We start from the raw sequence: 24989 nt of genomic DNA, 5'->3' as shown, positions 1-24989 counted from the left end.
GTCATGCCTCCACTGTCCGGGTGCGGACCATCAGTAGTGCGGTCTTGTCGGGGAGCTGTAGCTCTCCTTGCCTGACGAAGCCGGCCGCGGCGAACGCGCGGACGGACTGCGTGTTGTCGATGTCGGGCTCGGCCACGACCCGGCGGCAGTCCGGGTCGGCTCCCAGCAGGGCATCGCTGAGCGCCCGCAGCAGGCGGCGTCCGAGCCCTCGGCCGTCCCGGGTGACCTCGCCGATGGCGACGTGCACTCCCCAGTCGTGCTCGTCACTCGCGTAGTACTCGGCCAGCCGGTCGTGCCGCACCCGGTAGAGCTCGACGTACCCGAAGTCCTCCGAATCGACCGCGACCACGCACGGGATCGAGTGCTCCCCCGCCGACTGCGTGCTGAGCTCCTCCACCCACCGCTCGACCGACCAGTCCTGATGCCACCAGCGCTGGATGTGCGGCTGCGCCATCCACAACGCGATCGTCGCGGCGTCTTCAACGCGGGCAGGTCGCAGGTCGAAGCCGTTGTCCAGATGCAACATCGGCTCCACCTCACACTGCACGGTCACCGAGCCGGAGTGGGTTGGGGATGTCCAAGTAGACCGACTGCGCGTCCAGCGGCGCCACCACCTCGTCGATCCCGCGGAGCCGCGTCAGCATGTTCGCCTTGCACGGCAGGGTGTCCGCGTCCAGCCACCGCCGAGCCAGCCGGTCGCCGTCGGGCCCAGCAGACTTCAGCAACGGCAGCGCCAACGTCAGCCGGTCCCGCACCACACCCAGCAACGAGTCCTCGTCCGCAAGCCCGTCATAAGCCAGGCACCCCACAACGGCCAGAGCCTGGTTGTGCAGCAAGTAGTAGGTCAGTCGATCGTCGACAATCGCATCATCGACCACAGCCAGCGTCGAGTCCCGCAGACCCGTCACAGCCAGCAGCCCACGCAGGTACGACGACGCCAGGTAGTACCCCTGGTTGTCGCGGTAAGCCCCACCCTTGATCCGCCCAGCACCGTCCAGCCGCACCAGCGTGTTCTGCTGGTGTGCTTCCAGTCCGATGCCCGTCTCGGCGTACAGGTGAAGCATCGGCACCAACACGTTGTCGATGTACGTCGCCACCCACGCGGCCGGGTCCTCAGCGGCGTACTCACTCAACCGGCTGACCCCGCCAGGCCGTGGCGCGACCAGACCGGCCAGACACGCGTAGCTGTTGACGTCGGCCGGCACCTCTCGTACGGCGACGTCCAGGCCGGTCAGCGTCGGACCACCCTCGTCAAGGGCCACCCACGCCGGATCACGGACGATGGTGAACCGCGGGTGTGCGGTCGCCGTACCGGCGTTGTACGCAGCATCCAGCAGCCTGTTGATCTCCAGACCGCGGCGCAGCTCGGTCGGCGTCGACTCGCGGCGGGAGTTCGTGATGCGCAGGCCGAGCGACAGCTTGAGCATCACCGGCAGGTCCGGGTGGTACACGGTCCGGAGACTCGAGGTCGGGTACCACTGTGCTCCCTGCGGGCCGAGCGCCTTGACCCGACCAGCAGAGATCAGCTCGGCCACCCGCGGGCGCTGGGCCACCGCAGCGGCCTGCCACGGGTGTACCGGGATCAGCACTCGGCCGGCTGACGGAGTAATGCCGGCCAGCGCGCCCATCAGCTGCAGGGCGTCCAGTCCCTGCAGTGAGGGCGCGCCGGCCACCTGGTCCGACGACACCAGCTCCGCGTCGGCCTCGAACCAGTGCACCGCGAAGCGGCCACCGAGCTCCGGCGAGTACGCCGCCAGCTCGTCACCGCTCAGTCCGTCGCGACTCTTCGGCGCCGGATGGTTCAGATGACCGAACAGCAGTGCTTGCTCGACCTCCAGGAAGCGCCCCGGACCACGCCCGCCGTCCGCACCGGCAACGAACAGCTCGACGTTGCGCACCGACTCTGCCGTCCGGGCGGCAAGATCCTCAACCTCAGCGGGTTCCGCGTCGGTCGACAACAGCCTGACCAAGTCCTCCGGCGCCAGCGGCTCGCCGTCCACGAGTACGTCGGTGAACTGGTGCAAGCCGGTCCGGGACGCGTGCTCGACCCTGGCAGCCACCGTCGAGCCGCCGACCGGGAAGGTCAGAGGTCCGACCGAGACGGGGATCGACCTCTCCCGCGTGTAGCACCGCAGGATCGCGTTGAGGTGGGCAGCAACTGCTGTAGAGGTCATGGGGCCTCCCGGCCTGGACTGAGGAGCGCAGGGAGCGCAGCGACTGGAGCGACGAGGGAAGGCCGGGAGATCAAGCCCCATGACCACGCCGGCGCCGGAGGCCCGGCCGAAAGTACAGTCACGCCGCTCCTTCGCCGCTCTCTGCCTGGACGTCGAGGCCGGTGGCCACGACCTGGTCGAGCAGGTCCTCGATGTCCGATGCGGTGGCGTTCGGGTTCAGCAGCGTCAGCTTCAACGCGACCGCTGCCGGGCGGCCGCCGCGGGCCGGGAGCTTGGTCCGGCCGATCAGCACCCGTCCGGACGTCAGCAACCGGCGCCGGACCTCACCCTGGACGGCGTCCAACCAACCATCAGTGACGTCGGCCGGCTCCAGGCCCTGCCCGGCGACCCGGAACAACACCGTGGTCAGGGTCACCGGCGCCAGCAACTCGAGGTTGCTGTCGGCAACGACTCTGGCCGCGGCGGCGTGCGCGAGCTCGTGGCAGGTGTCGAGCATCTTGCCCAGTCCGGCCCGGCCGTATGCCGTCAAGGTGGTGGCGACTTTCACCGCGTCCGGGCGGCGGGTAGTCTGCAGGCTCCGGCCGAGCAGTCCATCCAGGCCGGAGTCGATGTCGTCGGCCGGGTTGAGGTAGTCGACCGAGCGGCCAAAGGAGGCGAAGCGGCGCTTGTCCGCCACCAGCAGCACGCTGGTCGCGGCCGGCTGCCAGCCGATCTTGTGCAGGTCCAGCGTGACCGAGTCGGCATGTGACAGGTCGGCCAGCAGCGGCGCGAGCTGGTCGGAGAACAGCGCACCGAACCCGTACGCCGCGTCCACGTGCACCCAGGCGCCGTACTGCCGGGCCAGCGCGGCGATCGGCGCGATCGGGTCGACCGATCCGTAGTCCGTCGTACCGGCCGTCGCGACCACCGCGACCGGGGTCCGGCCCGGCTTGGCGAGCTCGTCGGCCAGGACGTCGGTGCGCATCCGGAAGTTCTCGTCGGAGGCGATCGTGACCGCTGCCTCCTCCCCGAGCCCGAGGGCGGCACAGGCTCGCTGGACGGAGAAATGGGCCAGCTCGGAGCAGAACACGACCGGGTGATCGAGTCCCTGCAGGCCGTTGCGCCGGACGTCGACACCGATGGCGGCGGCCGCGCTGTCCCGGGCGATCAGGACGGCGAGCAGGTTCGAGATCGAACCGCCGGGTGTGAGTACGCCGTCCGCCTCGGGACCGAACCCGGCCAGCCCGGCCAGGGCCTTCACGACCCACTGCTCGATCGCCAGCGTCGCCGGGCCTGAGTCGTAGGTGTCCATCGACGCGTTGCTCGCCGACGCCAGCGCATCCGCGTCCACCGCCACCTGAAGGACCGGCGGTTGCAGATGCGCCGCCGCGTGCGGGTGGCTCAGATCGATCCCGTTCTCCCCCAGCAGCCCCGCTATCAGGTCCAGTGCGGCCGATTCGCCGACGCCGGTCGAGGGGATCCGCGGTTCCCCCAGCACGTCGGCGGTCCGCCGCAGTACCTCGGCGGGCGTCCCGGCCGGCAGCGGGCCGCGGCTGGGGTCGGATACGGTCGAGGCCATCGGCCACGAGGTGAACGGGCTGCGTGCCGGGGCGGGCAGCGCAGTCAGACGCGCGGGTTGCGACATCCAGATCTCCCGAAGAAGTTGTTAGGTAAACCTTAGTAAGGCACGCCTAACTTAGTCCGGGAGCGCAGTACCGTGTCAACTCCGGTGCGTGGCGGTCCAGCAACTGGAATTCCACCTCTGCCAGGGGAATCAAGGATCGGCGTCCTCCAGGGCAGCCCGAATGTGGTGAGGTTCACGTGGCCGATCTCCCGCCCCTCCCGAACCACCCGTAAGTTCCCACCCGCAAACTCAGTCGCGCTGGGCCCAATGCGGGCCGACTGACCAGCCGAGCAACCGTCGTCCGCCGGAAGATATCCGGCCGGAGCCGTCGAAGCGACTGCCGTCGATGACCGCCTCCAGACCGTCGACGGCTGGTGCGAAGCGCGGTCCGAGAACGGCCGCTCGATCGCGGAGCCGTGCCATCGACTCCCGCTGGGCGACCTGGTCGCAGAAGCTCAAGAAGAAGATCGCCTGCCGCCAGGCGTAGGCCGCGTTCTTGATCGTCTGCAAGCCGTTCACCCAGGTGGGCGCCGGCTGTGCCATCCGACGGACCAGCCAGGCAAAGGAACGGTCCGCGAGGTCGGCACCGACATCGCGAGCCCAGTCGGTCAGCTCCAGCGCCTCGACCAGGACCGCGAGATTCTGAGTGGTGAGGATCTGGCTCTGTTCCAGTACGACGCCATTGCTCGCGACGTAGCCCTTGGCGTCCCCGGTCCGGGCCTCCTGAGAACGGCGGACGCACAACTGGGCGAAGTCCTCGGCGGTGGACTTGCGCCAGCGCTTCCAGGTCACCTCGACCACCGGCCAGTCCTCGGGAAGGTCGTAATACCGGCCGTACAGGGTGCCGCTGAGGACCCGGCTGGCGACCGTCGCGGCGTCCCGCCACTTCGTCGTGAACGTCCCCATGAAGATGTCCGCCGCGACCTCCTCGACCAGCGGCAGCCGAAGGCCCGCCTGGTTCGTGAGGGCGCTCAGTTCCCGCAACAGCGGGTTCGGCAGGATCGTCTGGGGGAACGCACCGAGGGCGAGGACAGTCGTCTCCCGGAGCGACTGATCGGCGGCCCGAGCCGCCTGCTCACGTCGTGCGCGGAACGGCGCGACCGCGGCGATCCACGGCAACTCGTCGAACCGGACCTGGTGCTCCAGGTTGAGCAGCAAGAGGCTGCGGCGGCGCCGGAACGCGGCGTACGTCCGTGCGTACGCCGATGCCAGCGAGCTGTCATCGATGTTCGCGGCGGTCAACTGCGACGTGATCTGTGGCAGGACTCGCGCCAGCACCTCACCGGACGGGATCACACCGCGATCCACCAACTCACCGACCGGCGCCTCCAGAGCGCGCGCCGCTTTCGCCACCAGGTGAGGCGGAATCGGATGCCCCGGGGACGCGACCGATGCTTCCTCCTCGGTGACGTCGGCCGCGATCGGATCGAGCGACGGCAGCCCGCCGTCAGCGGGATAGCGGTCCATCCGGGCGCTCAGCACCCGGGCGAGCGCGGCGTACGTCGGACGGGCAGCGACGACTGCCTGAGTAGCGCGCAAGGCGGCGCGGGGTTCGGATCGCGGTGCACCGTGTGCGCTGATCGTGTTGGCCAGTGACCGGCGGATCCAACCGACGTCGCGACCAGTGAGCGCCGCGCTGTCCTCGGGGCAACGCTCGAGGGCCGACCGGAGCCGGGCGAAGTTGCTCTTCGAGTGCTGATGCGCATCCGAGTGGCGATGGCTCTCGACCGCCGCCCGATAGTCGTCGAGCCACTGCCGGCGTCGCTCCGACCAGTCCGCAGGCCACACCCGGCACGGCCATCCACCCACAACCTCAGCAGAGCCGGCCAACGAGGGCAGCTCACCCTCGACGGTCTCGCACCAAAGCTCCACAAGCCTGTCGTACAACGGGTTCCAGACCCGCAACGTCTCCAGCATCGCAGCGATCGTCGGCCTGACGGTTGCCTGTCGCAACGAGTCTCGGACCTCACCGACCGGCTGCAGCCGGACCACCGCACCGGACGGCACCTGCGTCGCCTCGAAGCGCGGCGTGAAGCGCAGCCGGTGCATCAGTGGACGCAGCTCGGCAACCAGGTCAAGAGCCGCCGCGTCACGTCCATGGTCGAGCAACCATGCGACCACCAGCAACGCCGCTTCCTCGGGCACGTCGATCCGGTACCGGCCAGTGCGCAAGGCGTCGAGCAGCTCGGCCAGCCCATCATCGCCGAGGTACCACAAGTTGAGGCGCTCACGATCCGAGGCACCCGGCGCATCGGCAGGAACCGACCGAAGCCGCTCAAGCTCGTCGTCACGCAGCGCTGACTCGGCCAGATACCGCCCAGTCGCGAACCCGCCGTGCGCGACCTCCAGGGTCACCCACGCCGGCGTGTCCGCCACCGGCGTACGCGAGCCGATCGCCAACCGTCCGGTCGCAACACCGTCGAGCACGGCACGCCACATCTCCACCCGGCCGGCAGCCCGTCGACGTACGCCGGCATCGTCAGCGGCGAGCGCTCGCTCGAGGGCGCGCCGCAACTGCCCCACCGCGTAGGCGGGAGACGCCGTCAGCTCTGTCTCGTCCGGCACAAGACACCCCGTTCACTCGACCAGACTTGGACATGGAGGCAGGACTCGAACCTGCGCCCTCCCGGTAAGCAGCCGGGTGATCTACCCCTGATCTACTCCATGTGATGCGCCACGTAATGCGCCCTGTAATACGCCACAGCCTAGCCAGGCTGCATCGCGCCACGCGACCCGTTTCCGGCCGCCTGTGGACAACCTCAGCGACCGTACGGCGTCCGGGTCAGCGTGAACGTCGCGAGGTTGAGCTCGCGAACGGCAGCCGTGTCGTCGCGGAGTACCTTCAGCTTCTCCCCCGCGAAGTACCCGTCACGACCCTGGTAGAGGTCCGGGCCGACCGGCCAGAACCGCGAGGTCAACGCGCCGGAAAGCTGCAGGATGCCACCTGAGACGCTCATCGTCACGGGCGAGTTTCCCCAGTACCAGTGGCCGAGTAGCTCGTCGCCCTGGTCCAGCACAGGCTCCGGGACCCATTCCTGGGCGAGGGGCGGCTCGTGCGTGACCAGGGTGCGGAGAAGGTCGGGCGGGAGTGATGCGACCTTGCCGTACGTCGCGTTGCCCAGGGTCACGCCGCCGATCCGGCGGACCCGGTCGACGAACAGGCCGGCCAGGAAGCCGGGCATCGAGCCGGTGTGGCCGATCAGGAGGTAGGGGTCGTCGGCGATCAGGCGGAGGCCGAGACCGTACGACGCGGCCAGGCCTTCCCGTGGATCGGCGGCCGACGGGGACGCCATCTCCTCGACCGTCTCCCGGCTGAGCACCTCGTAGACCGGGTCGATCCAGAACATCGCGTACTTCGCCAGGTCCTCGATCGTGCTCCACAGCTGCCCGGCCGGCGCCATCGCCCCGGCGTCGTACGCCGGCTCCTCCACCAGCTGACCGCTGAACGGATGCACCGAGAAGCCCTCTGCCGACGGCTCCGTCGGGAAGTACGACGTACGCCGCATCTCCAACGGGTCGAGGATCCGCTGCTGCACGAGTTCGAGCCAGGTCGCGCCGCGCAGCCGGGCGACGACCTCGCCGAGCAACGCGTAGCCGAGGTTCGAGTAGTGGTGCCGGCGATCGGCCGGACCGGCGGCCTGCGACTCGTCCATCGCCGCGGTCAGCTGGTCGAACGAGACCCCCGGATTGCGTTCCCACCACGGGCCTTCCGGCTCGGCGTTCATCCCGCCGGAGTGCGCGAGCAGATGCCGGATCGTCCTGTCCCCGAAGGCGATCCCGGGCAGATGTTTGCCCACGGCATCGTTCAGCCCGAGCAACCCGTCATCGCGGCACTGCATCACCAGAAGAGCGGTCAGCGTCTTGGTGATCGACCCGATCCGGTACTGCACGTCCGGACCGGGTGCACCGCCGTCCGCCGTGGCGAACTGCCCGCGCGACCCGGTCCACACCAGCGAACCGTCCCGGACCAGCCCGGCGTTGACCGACGGCAACTTCCATTCGCTCTGCGCCGCCGCGATCTCGGCGTACAGAGCGTCGGCGGTGTCAGGTCGAACTGAAGTCACTCAAAGGCCTCCGGGGCTGGGCAGGAGCAGATCAGGTTGCGGTCGCCGTACGCACCGTCGATCCGGCGGACCGGCGGCCAGTACTTCGACGCGCGGTCGACCGAACGCGGGAACGCGGCCTCCTCGCGAGTGTAGGCGTGCTCCCACTTGTCGTTGATCACCGACTCGGCGGTGTGCGGCGCGTTCACCAGCGGGTTGTCGGCGGCCGGCCACTCCCCTGCCGCGACCCGGTCGATCTCGTGCCGGATCGCGATCATCGCGTCGCAAAAACGATCCAGCTCCCCTAGATCTTCAGATTCCGTCGGCTCGACCATCAGCGTGCCGGCCACCGGGAACGACATCGTCGGCGCGTGGAAGCCGTAGTCGATCAGCCGCTTCGCGACGTCGTCGACGCTGATCCCGGTCTCCTTCGTCATCGGCCGCAGGTCGAGGATGCACTCGTGCGCGACCAGGCCGTTCTCGCCCTTGTACAGCACCGGGAAGACGCCCTCGAGCCGCTTCGCCACGTAGTTGGCCGTGAGTACGGCGGCCTTGGTGGCGGCGGTCAGGCCCTCCGCACCCATCATCCGGATGTAGGCCCACGAGATCGCCAGCACACCGGCGGACCCGAACGGCGCCGCGCTGATCGGGCCGACCCCGGACTCCGGACCGGCCTGGTCCAGCAGCGGGTGGTTCGGCAGGTACGGCGCCAGATGCGCGGCCACCGCCACCGGTCCGACACCCGGACCGCCACCACCGTGCGGGATGCAGAACGTCTTGTGCAGGTTCAGGTGGCTGACGTCGCCGCCGAACTCACCGGGCCTGGCCAGGCCGAGCAGGGCGTTCAGGTTCGCGCCGTCGACGTACACCTGGCCGCCGTGGTCGTGGACGATCCGGCAGACCTCGGTGACGCTCTCCTCGTACACCCCGTGGGTGGACGGGTAGGTGATCATGATCGCGGCCAGCTTCGTCGCGTGCTCGGACGCCTTCGCGCGCAGGTCGTCCAGGTCGATGGTGCCGTCGTCGTTGCCCTTGACAACGACCACCTTCATCCCGGCCATCACCGCGGAGGCGGCGTTGGTGCCGTGCGCGCTGGCCGGGATCAGGCAGACGTTGCGGTCCTCGTCGCCCTGGGCCCGGTGGTAGCCGCGGATCGCGAGCAGGCCGGCCAGCTCACCCTGGGAGCCCGCGTTCGGCTGGATCGACACCTTCGCGTACCCGGTCACCTCGGCCAGCCAGCGCTCCAGCTGACCGATCAGCTTCACGTAGCCGGCCGCGTCCTCGATCGGCGCGAACGGGTGCAGGTCGGCGAACTCCGGCCAGGTGACCGGCTCCATCTCGGTGGTCGCGTTCAGCTTCATCGTGCACGAGCCGAGCGGGATCATGCCGCGATCCAGCGCGTAGTCCTTGTCGGACAGCTTGCGCAGGTACCGCAGCATCGCCGTCTCGGACCGGTGCGTGTTGAACACCGGGTGGGTCAGGTAGTCCGTCGTACGGCGGACTGCCTCGGGCAAGGCCGTCGTACCGAGTGCAGCGTCGTACCGGAGGTCGAAGGCGTCGCAGACCGAGCGCAGAGCGTGGGCGTCGGTCTTCTCGTCGCAGGAGATGCCGACGTGGTCGGCGTCGACGAGCCGGAGCCAGATGCCGTTCTGCCGGGCGGCGTCGACCACATCCGCGGCGCGGCCCGGGACGCGGGCGAGCACGGTGTCGAAGAAGCTGTCGTGGACGACCTCGACACCGCCTTCACGCAGCGACGCGGCCAGCTTGGCGGCGTAGTCGTGGACGCGCTCGGCGATCGCCTTCAGCCCGTCCGGGCCGTGGTAGACGGCGTACATCGACGCGACCACGGCCAGCAGCACCTGCGCCGTACAGATGTTGGACGTCGCCTTCTCGCGCCGGATGTGCTGCTCGCGGGTCTGCAGGGCGAGCCGGTACGCCGGCGCGCCGTCGGAGTCGACCGAGACACCGACCAGGCGACCCGGCAACGACCGCTCGAGGCCGGTGCGCACGGACATGAAGCCCGCGTGCGGACCGCCGTAGAACAGCGGTACGCCGAAGCGCTGCGACGACCCGATCACGATGTCGGCGCCGGCCTCACCCGGTGCCTCGAGCAACGTGAGCGCGAGTAGGTCCGACGCGACCGCGACCAGGGTGTCGCGCTCGTGCGCGGCGGCGATCAGCGGCTTCAGGTCGCGGACCACGCCGCCGGAGCCCGGGTACTGCACCAGGAAGCCGAAGAAGTCGCCCTCGGGCAGACCGTCGGTGGTGTCGGCGACCACGACCTCGATGCCGAGCGCCTCGGCCCTGGTCTGGACCACCGCGATGGTCTGGGCGAAGCAGTCCGCGTCGACCAGGAACCGATCCGACTTGCTCTTCTTGTTCGACCGGTGTGCCAGGGTCATCGCCTCGGCGGCCGCGGTGCCCTCGTCGAGCAGCGACGCGTTGGCCGTCGGCAGTCCGGTCAGGTCGGAGACGACCGTCTGGAAGTTCAGCAGCGCCTCGAGCCGGCCCTGGGAGATCTCCGGCTGGTACGGCGTGTAGGCCGTGTACCAGGCCGGGTTCTCGACCAGGCGGCGGACGATGACGGACGGGGTGAAGGTGCCGTAGTACCCCTGGCCGATCATCGAGGTGGCGACGTTGTTCCGGGCGGCGAGCTGACGGAGCTCGTGCAGCGCGTCCACCTCGGAGGCCGGGTCGGGCAGCCGGAGCGCCTCGGCGGACCGGATCGACGCGGGGACGGCGGCATCCACCAGCGCGTCGACGTCGGCGTACCCGAGCAGCTGGACCATCCGCGCGACCTCGTCCGGGCGCGGCCCGATGTGTCGGTCGGCAAAGATTGCAGAGAATTCGGTCATCGAGAGGCTCCGTTGCTGACTGTGCTACCGGTCGCCTCCCCCTCTGTCACGCGGTGCGCGCTCCAGAGTCGCCTGTGGCACTCGGTCCATGGGCCTGAGAGGTTCCGGGGAGGAATTGCCCCTTCGGCGCCCGGTCAACGGGTCTCTCCCGAATGCTGTGTACGGCTGCCTCCGAGGCTATCAGGAATCCCCGAACAGTTCGGGCAGGAGGTTCAGCCGCAACACAAAGGCGCCCACGCACCGCATCCTGATCGGCGGTGAGTGGGCGCGCAGTGCGGAGAGTGAGATCAGCCGGTCATCCGGGCGCGGCGGCGGGCGGCGAGCTCGTCGTTGGCGTGCTGGTCGCCGTCGTCGTGACCGTCGGCACGCTCGGTGGGGAGCTCGGACAGGGAGCCCTCGACCTCGCGCCAGACACCGCCGAGGGCGATACCGAACACGCCCTGGCCGCCGGCCAGCAGGTCGATCACCTCGTCCGGCGAGGTGCACATGTAGACCGAGGCGCCGTCGCTCATCAGGGTGATCTGGGTCAGGTCGTCGATCCCGCGCTTGCTCAGGTGCGCGATCGCGGTCCGGATCTGCTGCAGCGAGATCCCGGCGTCGAGCAGCCGCTTGATCACTTTCAGCAACAGAACGTCGCGGAAACCGTACAACCGTTGCGTCCCCGAGCCGGTGGCCGGGCGGACGGACGGGGAGACCAGGCCGGTGCGGGCCCAGTAGTCGAGCTGACGGTAGGTGATCCCGGCCGCGGCGCACGCCGTCGGACCGCGGAACCCGACGTCCTCCGGCATCGGCCGCAGGTCGTCGTCGAAGAGCAGACCCTGGACGCCGGCGGTAGCGGCCGCCTCGGCGTGCGCTTCGGACGTCGACTGCGCCGTCAGATCCGTGTCGCCGGTGCGTGTCACGCCTGAGCCTCCCTGGGTACCGACTGGAACGGGTCACATCCGTGGAGTGACAACACCCCACAACTCCTTCAAGGTAAGCCGCCGATCAGGGAGGGTCAACGATCACAGCCCTCCCCCGAGAGCGTGTCGCAATCCCGACCTCAATCGTTACCTGCCGTGGCTTGTACCAGACCGTTCAAATCTGCCCGGCAAACTGTCAGCTCTTGTCGAAGTCTTCCGGGGTCACCTGGTCGAGGAATTCACGGAACCGCTCGACCTCTTCTTCCTCCTCCACCTCGTCGGTGCCGGTCGCCTCACTCTCCGGAACCGGGATGCCGGCCTCGGCCAGAATCTCCTCGGTGCAGAACACCGGTGTCCCGGTGCGCAGCGCCAGCGCGATCGAGTCCGACGGCCGCGCCGAGATCTCGGTCTTGTCGTCGAACACCAGGATCGCCTCGAACACCCCGTCGGTCAGGTTCACGATCCGGACCTGGCTGAGCGTGTGCCCGAGCACCCGGATGGTCTCGGCGAACAGATCGTGCGTCAGCGGCCGGGGCGGCTCCATGCCCTGCTGGGCGAAAGCGATCGCACTCGCCTCGGCCGCGCCGATCCAGATCGGCAGATACCGCTCGCCGCCGACCTCCCGGAGCAGCACGATCGGCTGACTCGAGGGCATCTCCACCCGGACTCCGACCACGTCGACTTCGCGCACGTCTTCAGCCTACTCCGCAGGGCAGCCCCGGGTAGGCCCGCGGGTGCGCCGGTGGACAACTCAGGCTCAGCGCGGCAGGCGGGACCGGACCAGGGCCGCGTGCAGGCGGACGGCCAGGGCGGCCAGCTCCTCGGTCTTCTCGGTACGGCGGGGGCCGGTGACCTGCTCGATCAGGCCGGCCTCGCGGTCGGCCGCCGTACGGAACGGGCGCAGGTGGCGCGGCTCGATCCCGTACCGGGCGAACTCGCCGGCCAGTGTGGCGACCAGCAGTGCGTCCCCGTCGTAGTGGTTGCCGCGGGCCACCACCAGGCCGTGGTTCTCCACCTGGTCGAGCAACTCGACCGGGATGTCGGCCGCGGCCCGTAGCTCCTCCCGGGTCAGCCTCAGCTCGGTGCCGTAGGCCCCGAAGTCCTCGGCGACCGGGAGACCGGGTGGCTCCGGCAACGAACTGGGTGCCACCGGCGGACCGCCCGCCGACGGGCGCAGGCCGCGATCCATCGCGGCGAGGTGTTCCTTGATGACCTTCAGTGGCAGGTACTGGTCGCGTTGCGCGGTCAGGACGTAACGCAGCCGCTCGATGTCGGCGGCACTGAACTTGCGGTAGCCCGACGCGGTCCGGGCCGGCGCCACCAGCCCCTCGGCCTCGAGGAAGCGGATCTTGGAGATGGTGACGTCGGCGAACTCGGCCTGCAGGAACTGCAGCACCTCACCGATGCCGCGGCCTTCGACCGACTGCTCAGGCTTGGCCACTGGCGTAGTACACCAGGCGGTACTTGCCGATCTGGACCTCGTCGCCGTTGTTCAGCTGGACCTCGTCGATCCGGTCGCGGTTCACGTAGGTGCCGTTCAGGCTGCCCACGTCGCGGACCTTCACGCCGTACGGGCCCCGGCGGAACTCCGCGTGCCGGCGGGACACGGTCACGTCGTCGAGGAAGATGTCGCTGTCCGGGTGCCGGCCGGCGGTGACCACGTCCACGTCGAGCAGGAACCGGCTGCCCGCGTTCGGCCCGCGCTGGACGATCAGCAGGGCGGACCCGGCCGGCAGGGCGCCGACCGCGGCCTCGTCGTCGGCCGACAGCGGCTCACCGGTGCGCTCCGGCTCCGGCTCGACACCGATCGGGGTGAGCATCGCGGTGTCGGTGACACCGGGTGTCGCCGGGGCTGCCGCCGGGCGGTCCGCGCCAGGGAGCATCGCTCCGCACTGCGAGCAGAACCGGCTGCCCTCGGAGTTCTCGTGCCCGCACTGGTTGCAGAACGGCATGCTGTGATCCTCCCGATCGCCGGCGGTCCGGCGACGTTTTTGATAGACCCCGTATGAACAAGTGTGGACTCAGAACCGCGGACCTCAACCCTCTACCAGCGGTTGAGGTCCGGCCAACCTATCAGTTCGTGCCAGGCCGGCTCCGAGCGGTTCTGCTCAGCTCTGGTCGAGCTGGCCCTGGTAGGTCTCGGCGTCCATCAGCGCCTCGACCTCCTCGGCGTCCTCGACCTCGATGTCGAGCAGCCAGCCCTCGCCGTACGGGTCGCTGTTGACCAGGTCCGGCTGGTCGGCGAGCGCCTCGTTCACCGCGGTCACGGTGCCGTTGACCGGCGCGAACAGGTCGCTCACGCTCTTGGTCGACTCCAGCTCACCACAGGCGTCACCGGCCCGTACCTTGCTGCCGACCTCGGGCAGCTGCACGTAGACGATGTCGCCGAGCGCGTCCTGCGCGAAGTCGGTGATGCCGACCCGCACCGGGGCGTCGCCGTCGGCCTTCAACCACTCGTGCTCGGCCGTGTACTTCAGGTCTTCGGGGTACACCTTCGTCCTCTTTCGCTCAAAGCACAGCTCGTTTGGTCAGGCGCTGGGCTACTTGGTCGGGCTGGGCGCCGGGCGAGCGTAACGATGCTCCTCGGGCGCGTGCAAGGCGGTGATCTGAACCAGCGGGAGCTCGGTCACCTCGGCCGTCCCGCCCACCTGCGGACCGGTCACCTCGCTGACCAGCCCGCCGGGGAAGTTGGCCGCCTCGGCCAGGTTGTGCGACTCACCGATCGCCTCGATCACGTACGGCGAGTTGACCTTCTGACCGTCGATCCGGATACCGGGTGCGTCGTCGACGAAATCGGTGCTGGCGACCACCCGGACCGAGCCGTTGATCTGGATCGCCTCGGCCCCGGCGTCGCGCAGTTCCTCGATCGCGTCCAGCAGGTTGCTCGAGGTCATCTTGCTGTCGGGGTCGTTCAGCGTGATCCGGACCCCCGGTCCCTGCGCGGGCAGAGTGCCGGCCAGGATGCCGAGCACCCGGACCTGCGCCTCGGCCTGCTCGCGGGCGGTCTGCGCCTTGTCGGCGCTCGACGACAGCGAATTCTTCCGCTCCTCCAACTCGGTGATCTCGCTCTCCAGCCGGCGGGTGTTCTGGCCCAGGCCGTCCAGGATCGCGATCAGGTCCTCGCGGCGGGCGTTCTGGTAGCCGTCGTCGGCCCGGTTCACCCGGACCTGGACGACCGCCATACACGCGACCAGCGCGAGGACGACGGCCACGATGGCCTGGCCGCGGGACGGTTTGAACCCGGCCTTGAGCCGGCGCAGCGCCAGGTTCGGCGTGCGCGGCTTCTTCGGCTGCGGCATCGGGGTCGGCTCGTCCGGGTGCGGCGGCTCGACCGAATCGGGAGCCGGGCCGGGCTTCGGCTCGGGAGCCGGGCCGGGCTTGGCGTCGGCAGCCGGGCCGGGCTTGGCGTCGGGAGCCGGGCCGGACTTCGGCCCGGGCTCCGGGTCAGGAGCCCGGCCGGGCTTCGGGTCGACCGGATCGGGTTTCGGGTCCGGCTTCGGGTCGGGTTTGTCGTCGCTCATGTCAGGCCCTGAAGACGTGCCGGCGGATCGCGGCCATGTTGGTGAAGATCCGGATGCCCAGGACGACGACCACGCCCGTGGACAGCTGGGAGCCGACCCCGAGCTGGTCGCCCAGGTAGACGATCAGCGCGGCGATCAGCACGTTGGAGATGAACGAGACGACGAAGACCTTGTCGTCGAAGATCCCGTCCAGGAACGCCCGGAGCGCCCCGAACACCGCGTCGAGCGCGGCGACGACGGCGATCGGCAGGTACGGCTGGGCCCATTCCGGGACGTCGGGCGCGACCAGCAGGCCGATCACGACACCGAGCACCAGTCCGAGTACGGCGATCATCTCGGTCCACTCACCTTCGCATAGCGCAACGCGATGGTCGCATCGGCGGGCACCAGCAAGGATTCCTCCGTCGTGATCGTCATCCGGACATCGAAGTTGCTGACCAGGTACTGCACCCACTGACCGCCCGAGCTCTGGGCGAACCGGGCCGGCAGGGTCCCCGTGTCCCCGATCGCGAGCACCGTGTACGGCGGGGTGAGCGAGCTGTAGTCGACCGTGATCGCACTGCCGGCGCCACGGATCGCGGTCATCGAGGTGAGCCGGTGACCGTTCACCGAGATCGCCTCCGCGCCGGCCGTCCACAGACCGTTGACCAACTGCTGCAGGTCGACGTCGAGCAGGCGCCCTTCCTTGTCGGCGTCCTTCGCGTCGTCGACCACGGCCTTGAGCCCGGGCCCGGTGACGGCGATCGCGCCGGTCTGCAGTTCCAGGGCGTCCAGCTGCTGCTGCAGGGCGGCACCCGAGCTGGTGTTGCTCAGTCCGCTGGCCTGCAACCGCCGTACCTCGTCCGCCAGCTGTGCCTGCTGGGTGCGCATCGTGCTCAGCCGGGTGTCGGCCTGGTTGATGCGGGTGATCAGCTCCCTGCGCTGCTTCTCGGCCTCGGGCGCGCTGCGGTAGTTCTGCGAGGCCGCGACGGCGAGCAGGAACCCGAGCACGAGGGTCGCCGCGATCAGCATCACCCGGTGCCGGGCCCGGGCCGGCCTGTCCTGCTTCGGGCGGGTGCGGGCGGCGACGGCGTACCCCTCGTCGAGCGGGTGGGCCATCAGGTTGTTCAGCAGCGACATGGACGCGTCGACACGCCGCGGCTTGGGTGGGCCGTCCTTCGGTGGGGCTTGCTGAGTCACGGGTCTACCCGGCCGGGTCGTTGATCGGTTTCACCGTTTGGACGAGGTGGCGCAGCTGGACGAAGTACAGGACGCCGGCCCAGTAGTACAGTCCGGTCCCCCAGATCGCGAACGCCCAGCCGAACACCCGCGCGAGCAGGTTGAGAGTGCTGTCGCCGTCACCGAGCAGGAGCAGCGGGAACGCGTACAGCAGGCAGAACGTGGCCGACTTGCCGAGGAAGTGCACCGGCAGCGCGTTGAAGCCGCGGCGGTGCAGGGCGGGCAGGGTGAAGATCAGCAGCAGGTCGCGCAACGGCAGCGCGATCGCCAGCCACCACGGGATGATGTCGCGCAGCGCCAGGCCGATCACGGTGGCGAAGATATAGAGCCGGTCCGCGACCGGGTCGAGCATCTGGCCGAGCCGGGTGGTCTGGTTCATCCGCCGGGCGATCTGGCCGTCGGCCCAGTCGGTGAACCCGGAGACGGCGAGCACCAGCAGCGCCCAGCCGTCCTCCTGCGGTCCGAGGATCAGCCACAGGAACAGCGGCACCCCCAGCAACCGGAGGAAGCTGAGCGCGTTCGGGATCGTCAGTACCCGGTCGGACACTTCCAATTCCGGCACGCGACCCCTCCCTCTCTCACCCTGAATACGGTCGTAACTGTACTTGGGCACGTCGACAGGTTTACGCCCGGCCACACCGGGGCATGCCCTGCCTTTCCCCTGATACCAGAACGCCCCTGCTCCGTTCCCGCTACGCCCGCGATGAACCGGTGACCCGATCGATATCCAAGGGTGATGCTTGCCCTGCGTCTACGCTGAACTGAACGGGAGGAGTGCTGGTGAAGTTCCTGGTGCTGATCTACGGCAACCCGGAGTCCCGCAAGGTCTGGGACTCGCTGAGCGACGAGCAGAAGCGGGAGGGGATGGCCGGCTACACCGCGTTGCACGAGGCACTCTCCGCGAGCGGCGAACTGCTGGCATCGGAGTCGCTCGACGACCCGGACGCCACCTTGCAGGTGCGGATCCGCGACGGCCGGGTGATGACCACCGACGGGCCGTTCGCGGAGGTGAAGGAGCAACTGGCCGGGTTCTACCTGCTCGACTGCGACAGCCTGGAGCGCGCGGTCGAGATCGTTCCGCAGATCCCGGAGGCGCCGTTCAGCATCGTCGAGATCCGTCCGGTCCGGGACCTCGGCGCCCTGATGTGATGGTCGAGGAGCTGCTGCGCGAGCTGGCTCCGCAGGTGCTCGGCCCGCTGGTCCGGCGGTACGGCGATTTCGACGCGTGCGAGGACGCCGTACAGGAGGCTCTGCTGGCCGCGTCGCAGCAGTGGCCGGCGGACGGCGTACCGGACAATCCGCGCAGCTGGCTGATCACGGTCGCGTCCCGGCGGCGGATCGAGGTCCTGCGGAGTGAGGCGGCGCGGGCGCGGCGGGAAGAGGCGCTCGCCGCGGAGCCGGCCCCGATGGTCGACGACTCGCTCACGTTGCTGATGCTGTGCTGTCACACGGCGCTGACCCCGCAGTCGCAGGTCGCGCTGACGCTGCGGGCGGTCGGCGGGCTGACCACCGGTGAGATCGCCCGGGCGTTTCTGGTGCCGGAGGCAACGATCGGGCAGCGGATCAGCCGGGCGAAGGCCAAGCTGCGCGACGCCCGGTTCGCGCTGCCGCCCGCCGCGGAGCTGCCGTCGCGGCTGGCCGCCGTACTGCATGTGCTGTATCTGATTTTCAACGAGGGGTACACCGCGTCGTCCGGTTCGTCGCTGCACCGGGTCGAGCTGAGCGCGGAGGCGATCCGGCTGACCCGGCAGTTGTGCTCGGAGTTGCCGGCCGAGGGCGAGGTCGCCGGGCTGCTGGCGCTGATGCTGCTGACGGACGCTCGACGACCGGCCCGTACGACGGCCGACGGCGCGCTGGTCCCGTTGCCGGAGCAAGACCGGTCGTTGTGGGACGCCGAGGCGATTGCCGAGGGCACCGAGCTGATCGCGTCGACGTTGCGGACGGCACCGGTCGGGCCGTATCAGTTGCAGGCCGCGATCGCCGCCGTCCATGACGAGGCCGAGCGGGCCGAGGACACCGACTGGCGGCAGATCCTGATGCTGTACGAACTGCTCGAGTCGACCGCGCCCGGCCCGATGGTCACCCTCAACCGCATCGTCGCGGTCGCGATGGTCCACGGCCCGGCCCGCGGTCTCGCCCTCCTCGACGACGTCGATCCGGCGTTGAAGGACCATCACCGGCTGGCCGCCGTACGCGCGCATCTGTTGGAGCTCTCCGGCGACCTCCCGGCCGCCCGCTCCGCCTACCAGCAGGCGGCCCGCCGGACCGACAGCATCCCCGAACAGCGCTACCTGCAGTCTCGCGCCGACGCTCTCTAGCTTTCCCAGGGTGCTGCACCCACCTGGCCACACAATCATGGGGTGCAGAATCCCGAGGCTGAATACGACGCCCTGATCGACCGCGCGGCGCTCTTGTACGAGCAAGGCCGCTACCAGGAGGCGCTCGCTGAAGCCGACCAGGCCGACGACTCCATCCTGCCGTGGCTGGCCGAGGTGACCCACCTGCGCGCTTGCCTGCTCGCCGTACTCGGTCACCCGGACCAGGCCTTGGCCGCCCTCCAGTCCGCCGCTACTGCCGGCGCCTGGTGGGATGACACTCTCCTCACCGAGGACGACGACCTAGCCACGCTCCAGAGTCTGCCGGGCTTCACCGACCTGCTGGAGTCCTCCCGCTCGCTGCGTGCGGCTGCGCGTCCAGAGAGGGTGGAGCCTGTACTTCGGCTGCCGACCGGTGACGTGCGGGGTGTGGTGGTCGCTCTGCATGGGGCCGGGCAGCGGGCTACGCATGCAGCCCGCGACTGGGCGAGTGTGACGACGCTCGGCTACGCACTGGTGTGTGTGGAGTCGTCGCAGCTCATGTCGCCCAGGTACCGCACCTGGCCCGACCCCGAGCGCTCCCGCGACGACGTTGCCCGGGCACTGACCCGCTTGCCAACAGAACTGCAGTCCGCGCCTCTCATCGCAGCAGGCTTCTCCGCAGGTGGCCGAGTAGCCCTCGACTGGGCACTCACCGCTCAACCACAGCCAGTGGCCGGCGTCGTCGTACTGGCTCCGGCACTCCGCCAACTGCCGACAGAGGCCCACCGTGCATTGGAGCCGGCGGTGGTGTTGATGGGGACGGACGACGATCTGCGAGAGGTCATAGAGGACGCTGGTGAGCAACTGCGTGGCTTCGGTGTCTCGGTGGAGTGGTTGCCGGGGGTGGCCCACGAGTTCCCGACGGACTTCGCTGATCGCCTCCAGGACATCCTCGTTCCGGAAGCAGAGCGTCCGGAATAGGACTTAGTCTGCCGATCATGAGCCGGCTGAGCGCGATGACGCCGATCGAGGCGGACCAGTTGACCGTCGTACCCGCGAACGAGGCATCGTGGGCGGACCTCCAGGCGATCTTCGGGACCGCCGACGCGGGGCACTGCCAATGCCAGCGGTTCAAGATCCGCGGCTGGATCTGGCGCGACTCCACCCAGGAGGAACGCACCGCGATGCTCCAGGACCAGACCGCCTGCGGCGACCCCGGCGCGACATCGACGAGCGGCTTGGTCGGGTACGTCGACGGCGAACCGGCCGGCTGGGTCGCGGTCGAGCCACGAACGGCGTACCCGAAACTCCGCACCTCCCGCGTCCCCTGGACCGACCGCTCCGAGGACAAGGACGACGACGGCGTCTGGGCGGTCACCTGCATGGTCGTCCGCAAGGGCTTCCGCGGCCGCGGCCTCACCTATCTCCTCGCCCGCGCGACCATCGACCACGCCCGCACCCGCGGGGCTCGCGCCCTCGAGGCCTACCCGATGGTCACCCAGCCGGGCAAACAGATCACCTGGGGCGAACTCCACGTCGGACCGCACCAGGCCTTCGAGGAAGCCGGCTTCAAGGAGGTCACCCGGCCCACCGTCCGCCGGACCGTCATGCGCATCGACTTCTAGCTCTCCGGCCCTCCTTGGAACCTCGGCCGGGTGCCAACGTGTCTATACGGGTGAGGGCAACGGGGAGAGCGGGTGAGCATGAGCACGGACGACTTCAGCGAGTACGTGGCGGCGCGCTGGCCCAGTCTGGTGCGATCCGCGGTGCTCTTGGGGTGCACACACCCCGAAGCTGAGGACCTCGTCCAGACCGCTCTCGAACGGTGCCTGCTGAAGTGGGGCAAGGTCCAAGCCGCCGATGACCGGGACGCCTACGTCCACCGGGTTCTGATCAACACCTTCCTCTCCGGACGACGCCGCCGCTGGATGGGTGAGAAGCCGACCGCAACCCTGCCCGAACCGGCCGGCATCGACCACACGACCAGCATCGACGACACCGACGCCGTCCTGCGTGCCCTCGACCGACTGCCCAGCGACCAACGCACTGCGGTGGTCCTGCGGTACTACACCCACCTGAGCGAACAGCAGATGGCCTCCGTGCTCGACGTCGCCGCCGGCACCGTGAAGAGCCGCCTGTCCAGAGCCGTGAAGGCCCTCGCCCAGGACCCAGACCTGGCAGAACTGCGAGGATCCCGATGATCGAATCCAAGCTGACCGAGCTTCTCGAACGCGCCGGGGATCGGACCAACGTCGGGCCACCCCCGATCGACGCGATGCACGCCCGCGTCACCCGGCTGCGTCGTCGTCGCACTGTGGCGGTGTCTGTTGCCGCCGCGGTTGCTGTGGTGACCGCGGTCGGCGGAACCGCGGTGCTTGTGCGGCCTGACGCGAGTCCCGAGATCTCTCCGCCGCCGGTCGCCTCCGCCAGCCCGGGCGTCGTACCCGCGGACATGCGTCTAGTGGGCCTTGGTCACGCTGCGATCGCCGTACCCAGCGCTTGGGGTACGAATCAGACGCACTGCTGGACACCGCAGCAGGACACGGCCATCCTGCGGCGGGACGGTCTCCTTTGTGCGATGCCCCGTCGCGTGGGGGTCGAGAGTGTGGATGTGGGGCGCGGCCGGCCGACGATCTTCGACCTCACCGCCGACGAAACCATCGAGATCGACGGAGTGCGCGCCGAACGCCGGCACACGACCTGCGTCGAGGGGAACGTCTATAAGGTCAGGACGTGCTCAGGTGGGGTCCGCATCCCGTCGCTGGACACCTGGTTCTGGGCGGAGTCGTCGACGAGCGCCGAGGAGGTCGATCGCATCCTCGAGCGGATCACGATCGTTCCGGACCAGGTCGGCGTACCGGATATCTACGCCATGGCAACGAACGGGCAGGGACCGACCGGAGCCACGTACGCCGCCGCACTCCGCAAGCTGGGCCTGAAGTCCACGATCCGAACCATCAAGTCCCCCAGCTATCCCCCCGGCCAGCTCATGGCCGTCTCGCCCGTCCCTGGCACGATGCTGCCCGTCGGAGCCACCGTCACCCTCACGGTCGTCGCGCGCTGACATCCCAGCTGGTGGGTCGTGCGCGGCGCCGGTGCAGCGCTCAGCGGGATTCGAGGATGGTCAGGTCGCGGGTGGCGAAGCGGTAGTGCTCGCATTCCTCCTCCATCAGGACGCCGAGGCATTCGCCGACCGGGCGTTCTTCTTCTGGATAGCCGGGCGCGGGCGATCGCAGACAGAGCCGGCCAAGCTCAGCATCGGTCAGACCGTCGAGGACACCGTGCACGACCGCCACCCGGTCCGCGCGCGCTTCGAGCACTTCGGCGTACGACGGCTTGGCGTCGAGCTCCATCCCCAGCGCCGCGGCATCCGCGGGCGCGTAGGCGGTCTGAGGCAGCGCGAGCGGATGGAACGGCCTCTCCTCATCGAGGATCGTTCGGCTCACCCAGGAGTCGGTGATGTAGACGAGGTGCCGCAACGTCTCGACCAACGACCACTCGTCGGCGACCCGCTCATGCCGGACGGCCTCGGGCAGCCGCTCGGCCCGCTCGATGAGCTCCGACCACAGCCGCTCGGTCGTGGCCCACATGGCGCGGAAGTCATCCGCGTTCTGCACGTTCCGCAGTTGCACCCGCTCGGGATGCCGCCGATCGAGCTCGGCCTCGACGTACTCAGTGACGTCGATCCCGTTGACGACCAGGTTGCTGACATACCCCGAGATGGCGACGTCGACCAGACACCCGTCGACGATCCTGGCCCCGGTCAGATCACAGTCGACGAACCGCGCGTCCCGCAGATCCCCCACCATGAACGTCGCCCCACGAAACCTCTCATCCGCACCGTGGTACCCCGCCGACCATCGGTGCGGCCCGAACTGCGCTGACTCGTCCACCGCGCCATTCTCACCCCCACCTCCGACAATTCTGTGCCGACACCGTAGATGGCTTCCGATCAGACAGAGTCAGTCGCCTCTCGGAGGGTTAGTCGTAGGTGGCTTCGGCTTGCCAGGTGGTTTGGTGGAGGGTGAAGAGCCAGGCTCGGGTGTCGGCGGTGGTGAATTGGAAGCGGGCTCGGCGGGATTCGGCGCGGGGGTCCCACCAGCGTTCGTCGACGAGCCAGGGGCCGGCCCAGGCGGTGATCGGGTGGAGTTTGTTGCTGTCGGCAACTCGGGGGTCGGGGTCGAGGCGGAAGGCGGTGGGGGTGCCGGAGAGGGCACCGCGGGCGCTGACGGAGACCTGGCTGCCGTCCTCGGCGAGGACCTGGGCGGGCAGCGGGGTGGGGAAGATGGTGGTGGGCGCGAGCGTGGGCCAGCGCGCCGGGTCGGCGGAACTGATCGCGCCCGGCCACGGCTGATCCGCCGGATGGGCCGGCACCGGACGATCGCCCCACGGAATCAAGGTCTGCCGCTCGGCGGACCCGCGACCGCCGCCGATCACGACCGATGCGACGGCACCATGACCGAGCATGCTCTGGACCCGCGACAGCGCCCGGTGGATCCGCTCGTCCGGCCCACCTCCCCACAGTCCGTCGACATGCGCACCGACCGGATCGACCTGTTCAGGAATGAGCCGGAGCCGTACGACGGGTGACGTCAGCTCGCTGGTCGCCGTACCACTCCCCTGTAACTGCCAGCGGACCCGATCCACCACGTCGGCAGCAGTGAACCAGCGTGGATGCAACCACTCCCGCTCGTGGATCCGGCCGGACTCCGTGCCGGCCTCGACCCGCAGCGTCGTACAGACCAGGCCGAGCTCGGTCAGCCGGGCGATCAGTTCGTCGGCGACCGACCGGACCGCGAAGGCGACCTGGTCGACCCGGTCCACCGCCGGCTCGAAGTCGAGGGTGCGGACGAGCTCCGGCGGCACCTCGCGGCCGACCACCGGACGTACGTCGTACCCGCAGGCGAGCCGGTGCGCGAACGCACCGTCGGGGCCGAACCGGGTCAGCACCTCGGTGGGTGACAACCGCGCGAACGCACCCAGCGACCGCAGCCCGAGCCGGCGGAGCAGGTCGGCGAGCGTCGGCTGCTCGAGCGTGTCGACACTGAACGGCGCCAGGAACTCCGCGGACTCCCCCGGCGGGACCACCAGGATCCGGGTCTGCGCCGGACTCGACCGGGCCGCCTGCTCGGCGGCGAACGGGCCGTCGGCGACCCCCACCCGGCCTCCGGGTACGTCGAACGTCTCGAGCCGGTCGAGTAGCTTCTCCGCCGCCGCGGACTCGCTGCCGTAGAACCGGGTCGGCCCGCGCGCCTTCAACGCGCACATGCCCGGGCGGATCACCTGGATGCCGGGGATGAGCGCCTCCAGGCAGCCGATCACCGGGTCGAACGCGCGCGCGTCGATCACCGGGTCGTACTTCAGTACGACGAGCTCCGGGCAGCGCGACTGTGCGTCGCGGGCGCGCAGACCGCGGCGCACCCCTCCGGCCCGGGCGGCGGCGGAGGTGGCGAGCACCTTGCCCTTCTCCAGGACGGCGATGGGCTCGTCGGGGGATCGTCCGGCCGCCACCGCGGCTGCCGTCACCGGCCAGTCGGGCACCCAGACCACCATCGTGCGAGTCAGTCCGCGACCACTCATCAGCCCACCGCCTCGTCCTGCCAGCGCAGAGCTTCCTCGCCGAGTGGATCAACCGAGTGGACCTGATCAACCGATTCGACCGAGCGGACGGTGCCGTCCGGTCCGGGGAGCCAGAGCTGATGCTTCCGTTGGCGTACGGCGGCGCGCCGACCTGTCACCACGACGGTCGCCTGTCTCGCGGCGAGCATGCCTTCGCCGGACCCCAAGCCGGTCCAGGTGTTGCTCTCCACCTCCAGGCGCGCCTCGCTTCCCGGCCAGGAGCCGACCGCGATCAGCACCGCACCCCTGGTCCGCAGACGCGCGGCGAGCCGGGATGCCTCCCCAGGTGTCACCTCACCCGGTGGACGGACGACCACCACGGTCAGAGCGTCGACCAGTGCGGCGACGACGTTGAGCCAGTCGTGCTCCGGGTCCGGCACCAGGACCAGGCGATCCAGGTCGACCCCGAGCCCTCGCGCCGCCTCCGCACCGAACGACGGCAGCCCGACCACCCCGCACCACGCACCCTCCGCGGACGGGCCGGCCATCATCGCCATCACCAACGCGGACGAACCGCGCACGGAGTACGCCGAACCGCCGCGCAGTCCGGGCCCGGCCAGCAACTCGGAGACCGCAGGCAGGGTGGGCAGCACCCGATCCACACTCGCGGTGTCCAACGCCTGCTGCACCCGCACCTCGGTGGTCCGTGGCGCCGGCACCAGTCGTCTCAGCCCCGCAGGCCCTGCTGTCACCACAGAGCCGAGCTCCCCCGAGTCTGCGGCGAGTCTCAGGCGGGTGGGGTCGGCGGCGCTCAGCC

The 24989-nt window shown here is 69.6% G+C and carries 24 protein-coding genes, 1 tRNA gene and 1 riboswitch; of the genes, 6 read left to right on the top strand and 19 right to left on the bottom strand.

What is annotated here, in order from left to right:
* Position 1: 1 nt before the first annotated feature.
* The 16 genes from ACGFIF_RS05390 to ACGFIF_RS05315 form a co-directional block, all read right to left on the bottom strand.
* A complete protein-coding gene (locus tag ACGFIF_RS05390) occupies positions 2-526 on the bottom strand; it encodes a GNAT family N-acetyltransferase (RefSeq protein WP_393151703.1) in 525 nt (174 codons plus the stop codon).
* A 10-nt stretch (positions 527-536) separates the two neighbouring features.
* Positions 537-2174: an IucA/IucC family protein gene (locus tag ACGFIF_RS05385; protein WP_393151701.1), complete on the bottom strand. Its 1638-nt coding sequence runs from the start codon at positions 2172-2174 to the stop codon at positions 537-539.
* Between the two features lie 118 nt (positions 2175-2292).
* Positions 2293-3732, bottom strand: coding sequence for a pyridoxal phosphate-dependent decarboxylase family protein (locus ACGFIF_RS05380; RefSeq protein WP_393151699.1), 1440 nt, complete (start codon positions 3730-3732; stop codon positions 2293-2295).
* Positions 3733-4026: 294 nt separating this feature from the next.
* The gene (locus ACGFIF_RS05375) at positions 4027-6342 is read right to left on the bottom strand and encodes a hypothetical protein (protein ID WP_393151697.1); all 2316 of its coding nucleotides are present in this window, start codon (positions 6340-6342) and stop codon (positions 4027-4029) included.
* A gap of 27 nt (positions 6343-6369) precedes the next feature.
* Positions 6370-6444, bottom strand: a tRNA-Ser gene (locus ACGFIF_RS05370).
* A gap of 92 nt (positions 6445-6536) precedes the next feature.
* The gene (locus ACGFIF_RS05365; protein WP_393151695.1) at positions 6537-7841 is read right to left on the bottom strand and encodes a serine hydrolase domain-containing protein; all 1305 of its coding nucleotides are present in this window, start codon (positions 7839-7841) and stop codon (positions 6537-6539) included.
* Positions 7838-10675, bottom strand: coding sequence for an aminomethyl-transferring glycine dehydrogenase (gene gcvP / locus ACGFIF_RS05360; protein ID WP_393151693.1), 2838 nt, complete (start codon positions 10673-10675; stop codon positions 7838-7840). The genes ACGFIF_RS05365 and gcvP overlap by 4 nt, the downstream gene beginning before the upstream one ends.
* A 72-nt stretch (positions 10676-10747) precedes the next feature.
* Positions 10748-10836: riboswitch (glycine riboswitch) on the bottom strand.
* 126 nt (positions 10837-10962) lie between these two features.
* The gene (locus ACGFIF_RS05355; protein ID WP_393151691.1) at positions 10963-11577 is read right to left on the bottom strand and encodes a MerR family transcriptional regulator; all 615 of its coding nucleotides are present in this window, start codon (positions 11575-11577) and stop codon (positions 10963-10965) included.
* 196 nt (positions 11578-11773) lie between these two features.
* The gene (locus ACGFIF_RS05350) at positions 11774-12268 is read right to left on the bottom strand and encodes a bifunctional nuclease family protein (protein ID WP_393151689.1); all 495 of its coding nucleotides are present in this window, start codon (positions 12266-12268) and stop codon (positions 11774-11776) included.
* A 66-nt stretch (positions 12269-12334) separates the two neighbouring features.
* A complete protein-coding gene (locus ACGFIF_RS05345; protein WP_393151687.1) occupies positions 12335-13018 on the bottom strand; it encodes a MerR family transcriptional regulator in 684 nt (227 codons plus the stop codon).
* On the bottom strand, positions 13005-13529 hold the full coding sequence (locus ACGFIF_RS05340) for an FHA domain-containing protein (protein ID WP_393151685.1): 525 nt from the start codon (positions 13527-13529) through the stop codon (positions 13005-13007). The genes ACGFIF_RS05345 and ACGFIF_RS05340 overlap by 14 nt, the downstream gene beginning before the upstream one ends.
* A 156-nt stretch (positions 13530-13685) precedes the next feature.
* The gene (gcvH, locus tag ACGFIF_RS05335; RefSeq protein WP_393151683.1) at positions 13686-14069 is read right to left on the bottom strand and encodes a glycine cleavage system protein GcvH; all 384 of its coding nucleotides are present in this window, start codon (positions 14067-14069) and stop codon (positions 13686-13688) included.
* A 48-nt stretch (positions 14070-14117) separates the two neighbouring features.
* Positions 14118-15098 carry a DUF881 domain-containing protein gene (locus ACGFIF_RS05330; protein ID WP_393151681.1) on the bottom strand — a complete coding sequence of 327 codons (981 nt, stop codon included), beginning with the start codon at positions 15096-15098 and terminating at the stop codon, positions 14118-14120.
* Between the two features lies 1 nt (position 15099).
* Positions 15100-15432: a small basic family protein gene (locus tag ACGFIF_RS05325; protein ID WP_393151678.1), complete on the bottom strand. Its 333-nt coding sequence runs from the start codon at positions 15430-15432 to the stop codon at positions 15100-15102.
* The gene (locus ACGFIF_RS05320; RefSeq protein ID WP_393151676.1) at positions 15429-16277 is read right to left on the bottom strand and encodes a DUF881 domain-containing protein; all 849 of its coding nucleotides are present in this window, start codon (positions 16275-16277) and stop codon (positions 15429-15431) included. The genes ACGFIF_RS05325 and ACGFIF_RS05320 overlap by 4 nt, the downstream gene beginning before the upstream one ends.
* Positions 16278-16281: 4 nt before the next feature.
* Positions 16282-16878 (bottom strand): CDP-alcohol phosphatidyltransferase family protein, encoded by a 597-nt coding sequence (locus tag ACGFIF_RS05315; protein WP_393151674.1) that lies wholly within the window; start codon positions 16876-16878, stop codon positions 16282-16284.
* A gap of 218 nt (positions 16879-17096) precedes the next feature.
* On the opposite strand from ACGFIF_RS05315, the gene ACGFIF_RS05310 reads away from it, so the two are divergent.
* From ACGFIF_RS05310 to ACGFIF_RS05285, 6 genes are all read left to right on the top strand, one after another.
* A complete protein-coding gene (locus ACGFIF_RS05310) occupies positions 17097-17465 on the top strand; it encodes a YciI family protein (protein ID WP_393151672.1) in 369 nt (122 codons plus the stop codon).
* Positions 17465-18634: an RNA polymerase sigma factor gene (locus ACGFIF_RS05305; protein WP_393151670.1), complete on the top strand. Its 1170-nt coding sequence runs from the start codon at positions 17465-17467 to the stop codon at positions 18632-18634. The genes ACGFIF_RS05310 and ACGFIF_RS05305 overlap by 1 nt, the downstream gene beginning before the upstream one ends.
* A gap of 42 nt (positions 18635-18676) precedes the next feature.
* On the top strand, positions 18677-19594 hold the full coding sequence (locus ACGFIF_RS05300; protein WP_393151668.1) for an alpha/beta hydrolase: 918 nt from the start codon (positions 18677-18679) through the stop codon (positions 19592-19594).
* Positions 19595-19611: 17 nt separating this feature from the next.
* A complete protein-coding gene (locus ACGFIF_RS05295; protein ID WP_393151666.1) occupies positions 19612-20238 on the top strand; it encodes a GNAT family N-acetyltransferase in 627 nt (208 codons plus the stop codon).
* 78 nt (positions 20239-20316) lie between these two features.
* Entirely contained in the window at positions 20317-20814 is a 498-nt protein-coding gene (locus ACGFIF_RS05290) for a SigE family RNA polymerase sigma factor (protein ID WP_393153643.1), read from the top strand.
* On the top strand, positions 20811-21677 hold the full coding sequence (locus tag ACGFIF_RS05285; protein ID WP_393151664.1) for a PASTA domain-containing protein: 867 nt from the start codon (positions 20811-20813) through the stop codon (positions 21675-21677). The genes ACGFIF_RS05290 and ACGFIF_RS05285 overlap by 4 nt, the downstream gene beginning before the upstream one ends.
* Positions 21678-21717: 40 nt before the next feature.
* Here the strand turns inward: ACGFIF_RS05285 and ACGFIF_RS05280 are convergent, their stop codons facing one another.
* The 3 genes from ACGFIF_RS05280 to ACGFIF_RS05270 form a co-directional block, all read right to left on the bottom strand.
* A complete protein-coding gene (locus tag ACGFIF_RS05280; protein WP_393151662.1) occupies positions 21718-22506 on the bottom strand; it encodes a DinB family protein in 789 nt (262 codons plus the stop codon).
* An 88-nt stretch (positions 22507-22594) separates the two neighbouring features.
* Positions 22595-24193 carry a DNA polymerase Y family protein gene (locus ACGFIF_RS05275; RefSeq protein WP_393151660.1) on the bottom strand — a complete coding sequence of 533 codons (1599 nt, stop codon included), beginning with the start codon at positions 24191-24193 and terminating at the stop codon, positions 22595-22597.
* Complete coding sequence (locus ACGFIF_RS05270) at positions 24193-24891, bottom strand: hypothetical protein (RefSeq protein WP_393151658.1); 699 nt, start codon at positions 24889-24891, stop codon at positions 24193-24195. Before ACGFIF_RS05270 ends, ACGFIF_RS05275 begins: the two co-directional genes overlap by 1 nt.
* Between the last annotated feature and the right edge of the window lie 98 nt (positions 24892-24989).

The sequence above is a fragment of the Kribbella sp. NPDC049174 genome (assembly GCF_043197365.1).
Taxonomy (GTDB): domain Bacteria; phylum Actinomycetota; class Actinomycetes; order Propionibacteriales; family Kribbellaceae; genus Kribbella.
This window is presented reverse-complemented; position numbering and strand designations above follow the sequence as displayed.

Excerpts from the sequence above, each read along its gene's own strand:
- ACGFIF_RS05390 (WP_393151703.1), bottom strand. The coding sequence starts at position 526 with ATGTTGCATCTGGACAACGGCTTCGACCTGCGACCTGCCCGCGTTGAA.
- ACGFIF_RS05385 (WP_393151701.1), bottom strand. The coding sequence starts at position 2,174 with ATGACCTCTACAGCAGTTGCTGCCCACCTCAACGCGATCCTGCGGTGC.
- ACGFIF_RS05380 (WP_393151699.1), bottom strand. The coding sequence starts at position 3,732 with ATGGCCTCGACCGTATCCGACCCCAGCCGCGGCCCGCTGCCGGCCGGG.
- gcvP (WP_393151693.1), bottom strand. The coding sequence starts at position 10,675 with ATGACCGAATTCTCTGCAATCTTTGCCGACCGACACATCGGGCCGCGC.
- ACGFIF_RS05340 (WP_393151685.1), bottom strand. The coding sequence starts at position 13,529 with ATGCCGTTCTGCAACCAGTGCGGGCACGAGAACTCCGAGGGCAGCCGG.
- ACGFIF_RS05330 (WP_393151681.1), bottom strand. The coding sequence starts at position 15,098 with ATGAGCGACGACAAACCCGACCCGAAGCCGGACCCGAAACCCGATCCG.
- ACGFIF_RS05325 (WP_393151678.1), bottom strand. The coding sequence starts at position 15,432 with ATGATCGCCGTACTCGGACTGGTGCTCGGTGTCGTGATCGGCCTGCTG.
- ACGFIF_RS05305 (WP_393151670.1), top strand. The coding sequence starts at position 17,465 with ATGGTCGAGGAGCTGCTGCGCGAGCTGGCTCCGCAGGTGCTCGGCCCG.
- ACGFIF_RS05295 (WP_393151666.1), top strand. The coding sequence starts at position 19,612 with ATGAGCCGGCTGAGCGCGATGACGCCGATCGAGGCGGACCAGTTGACC.
- ACGFIF_RS05290 (WP_393153643.1), top strand. The coding sequence starts at position 20,317 with ATGAGCACGGACGACTTCAGCGAGTACGTGGCGGCGCGCTGGCCCAGT.
- ACGFIF_RS05285 (WP_393151664.1), top strand. The coding sequence starts at position 20,811 with ATGATCGAATCCAAGCTGACCGAGCTTCTCGAACGCGCCGGGGATCGG.
- ACGFIF_RS05275 (WP_393151660.1), bottom strand. The coding sequence starts at position 24,193 with ATGAGTGGTCGCGGACTGACTCGCACGATGGTGGTCTGGGTGCCCGAC.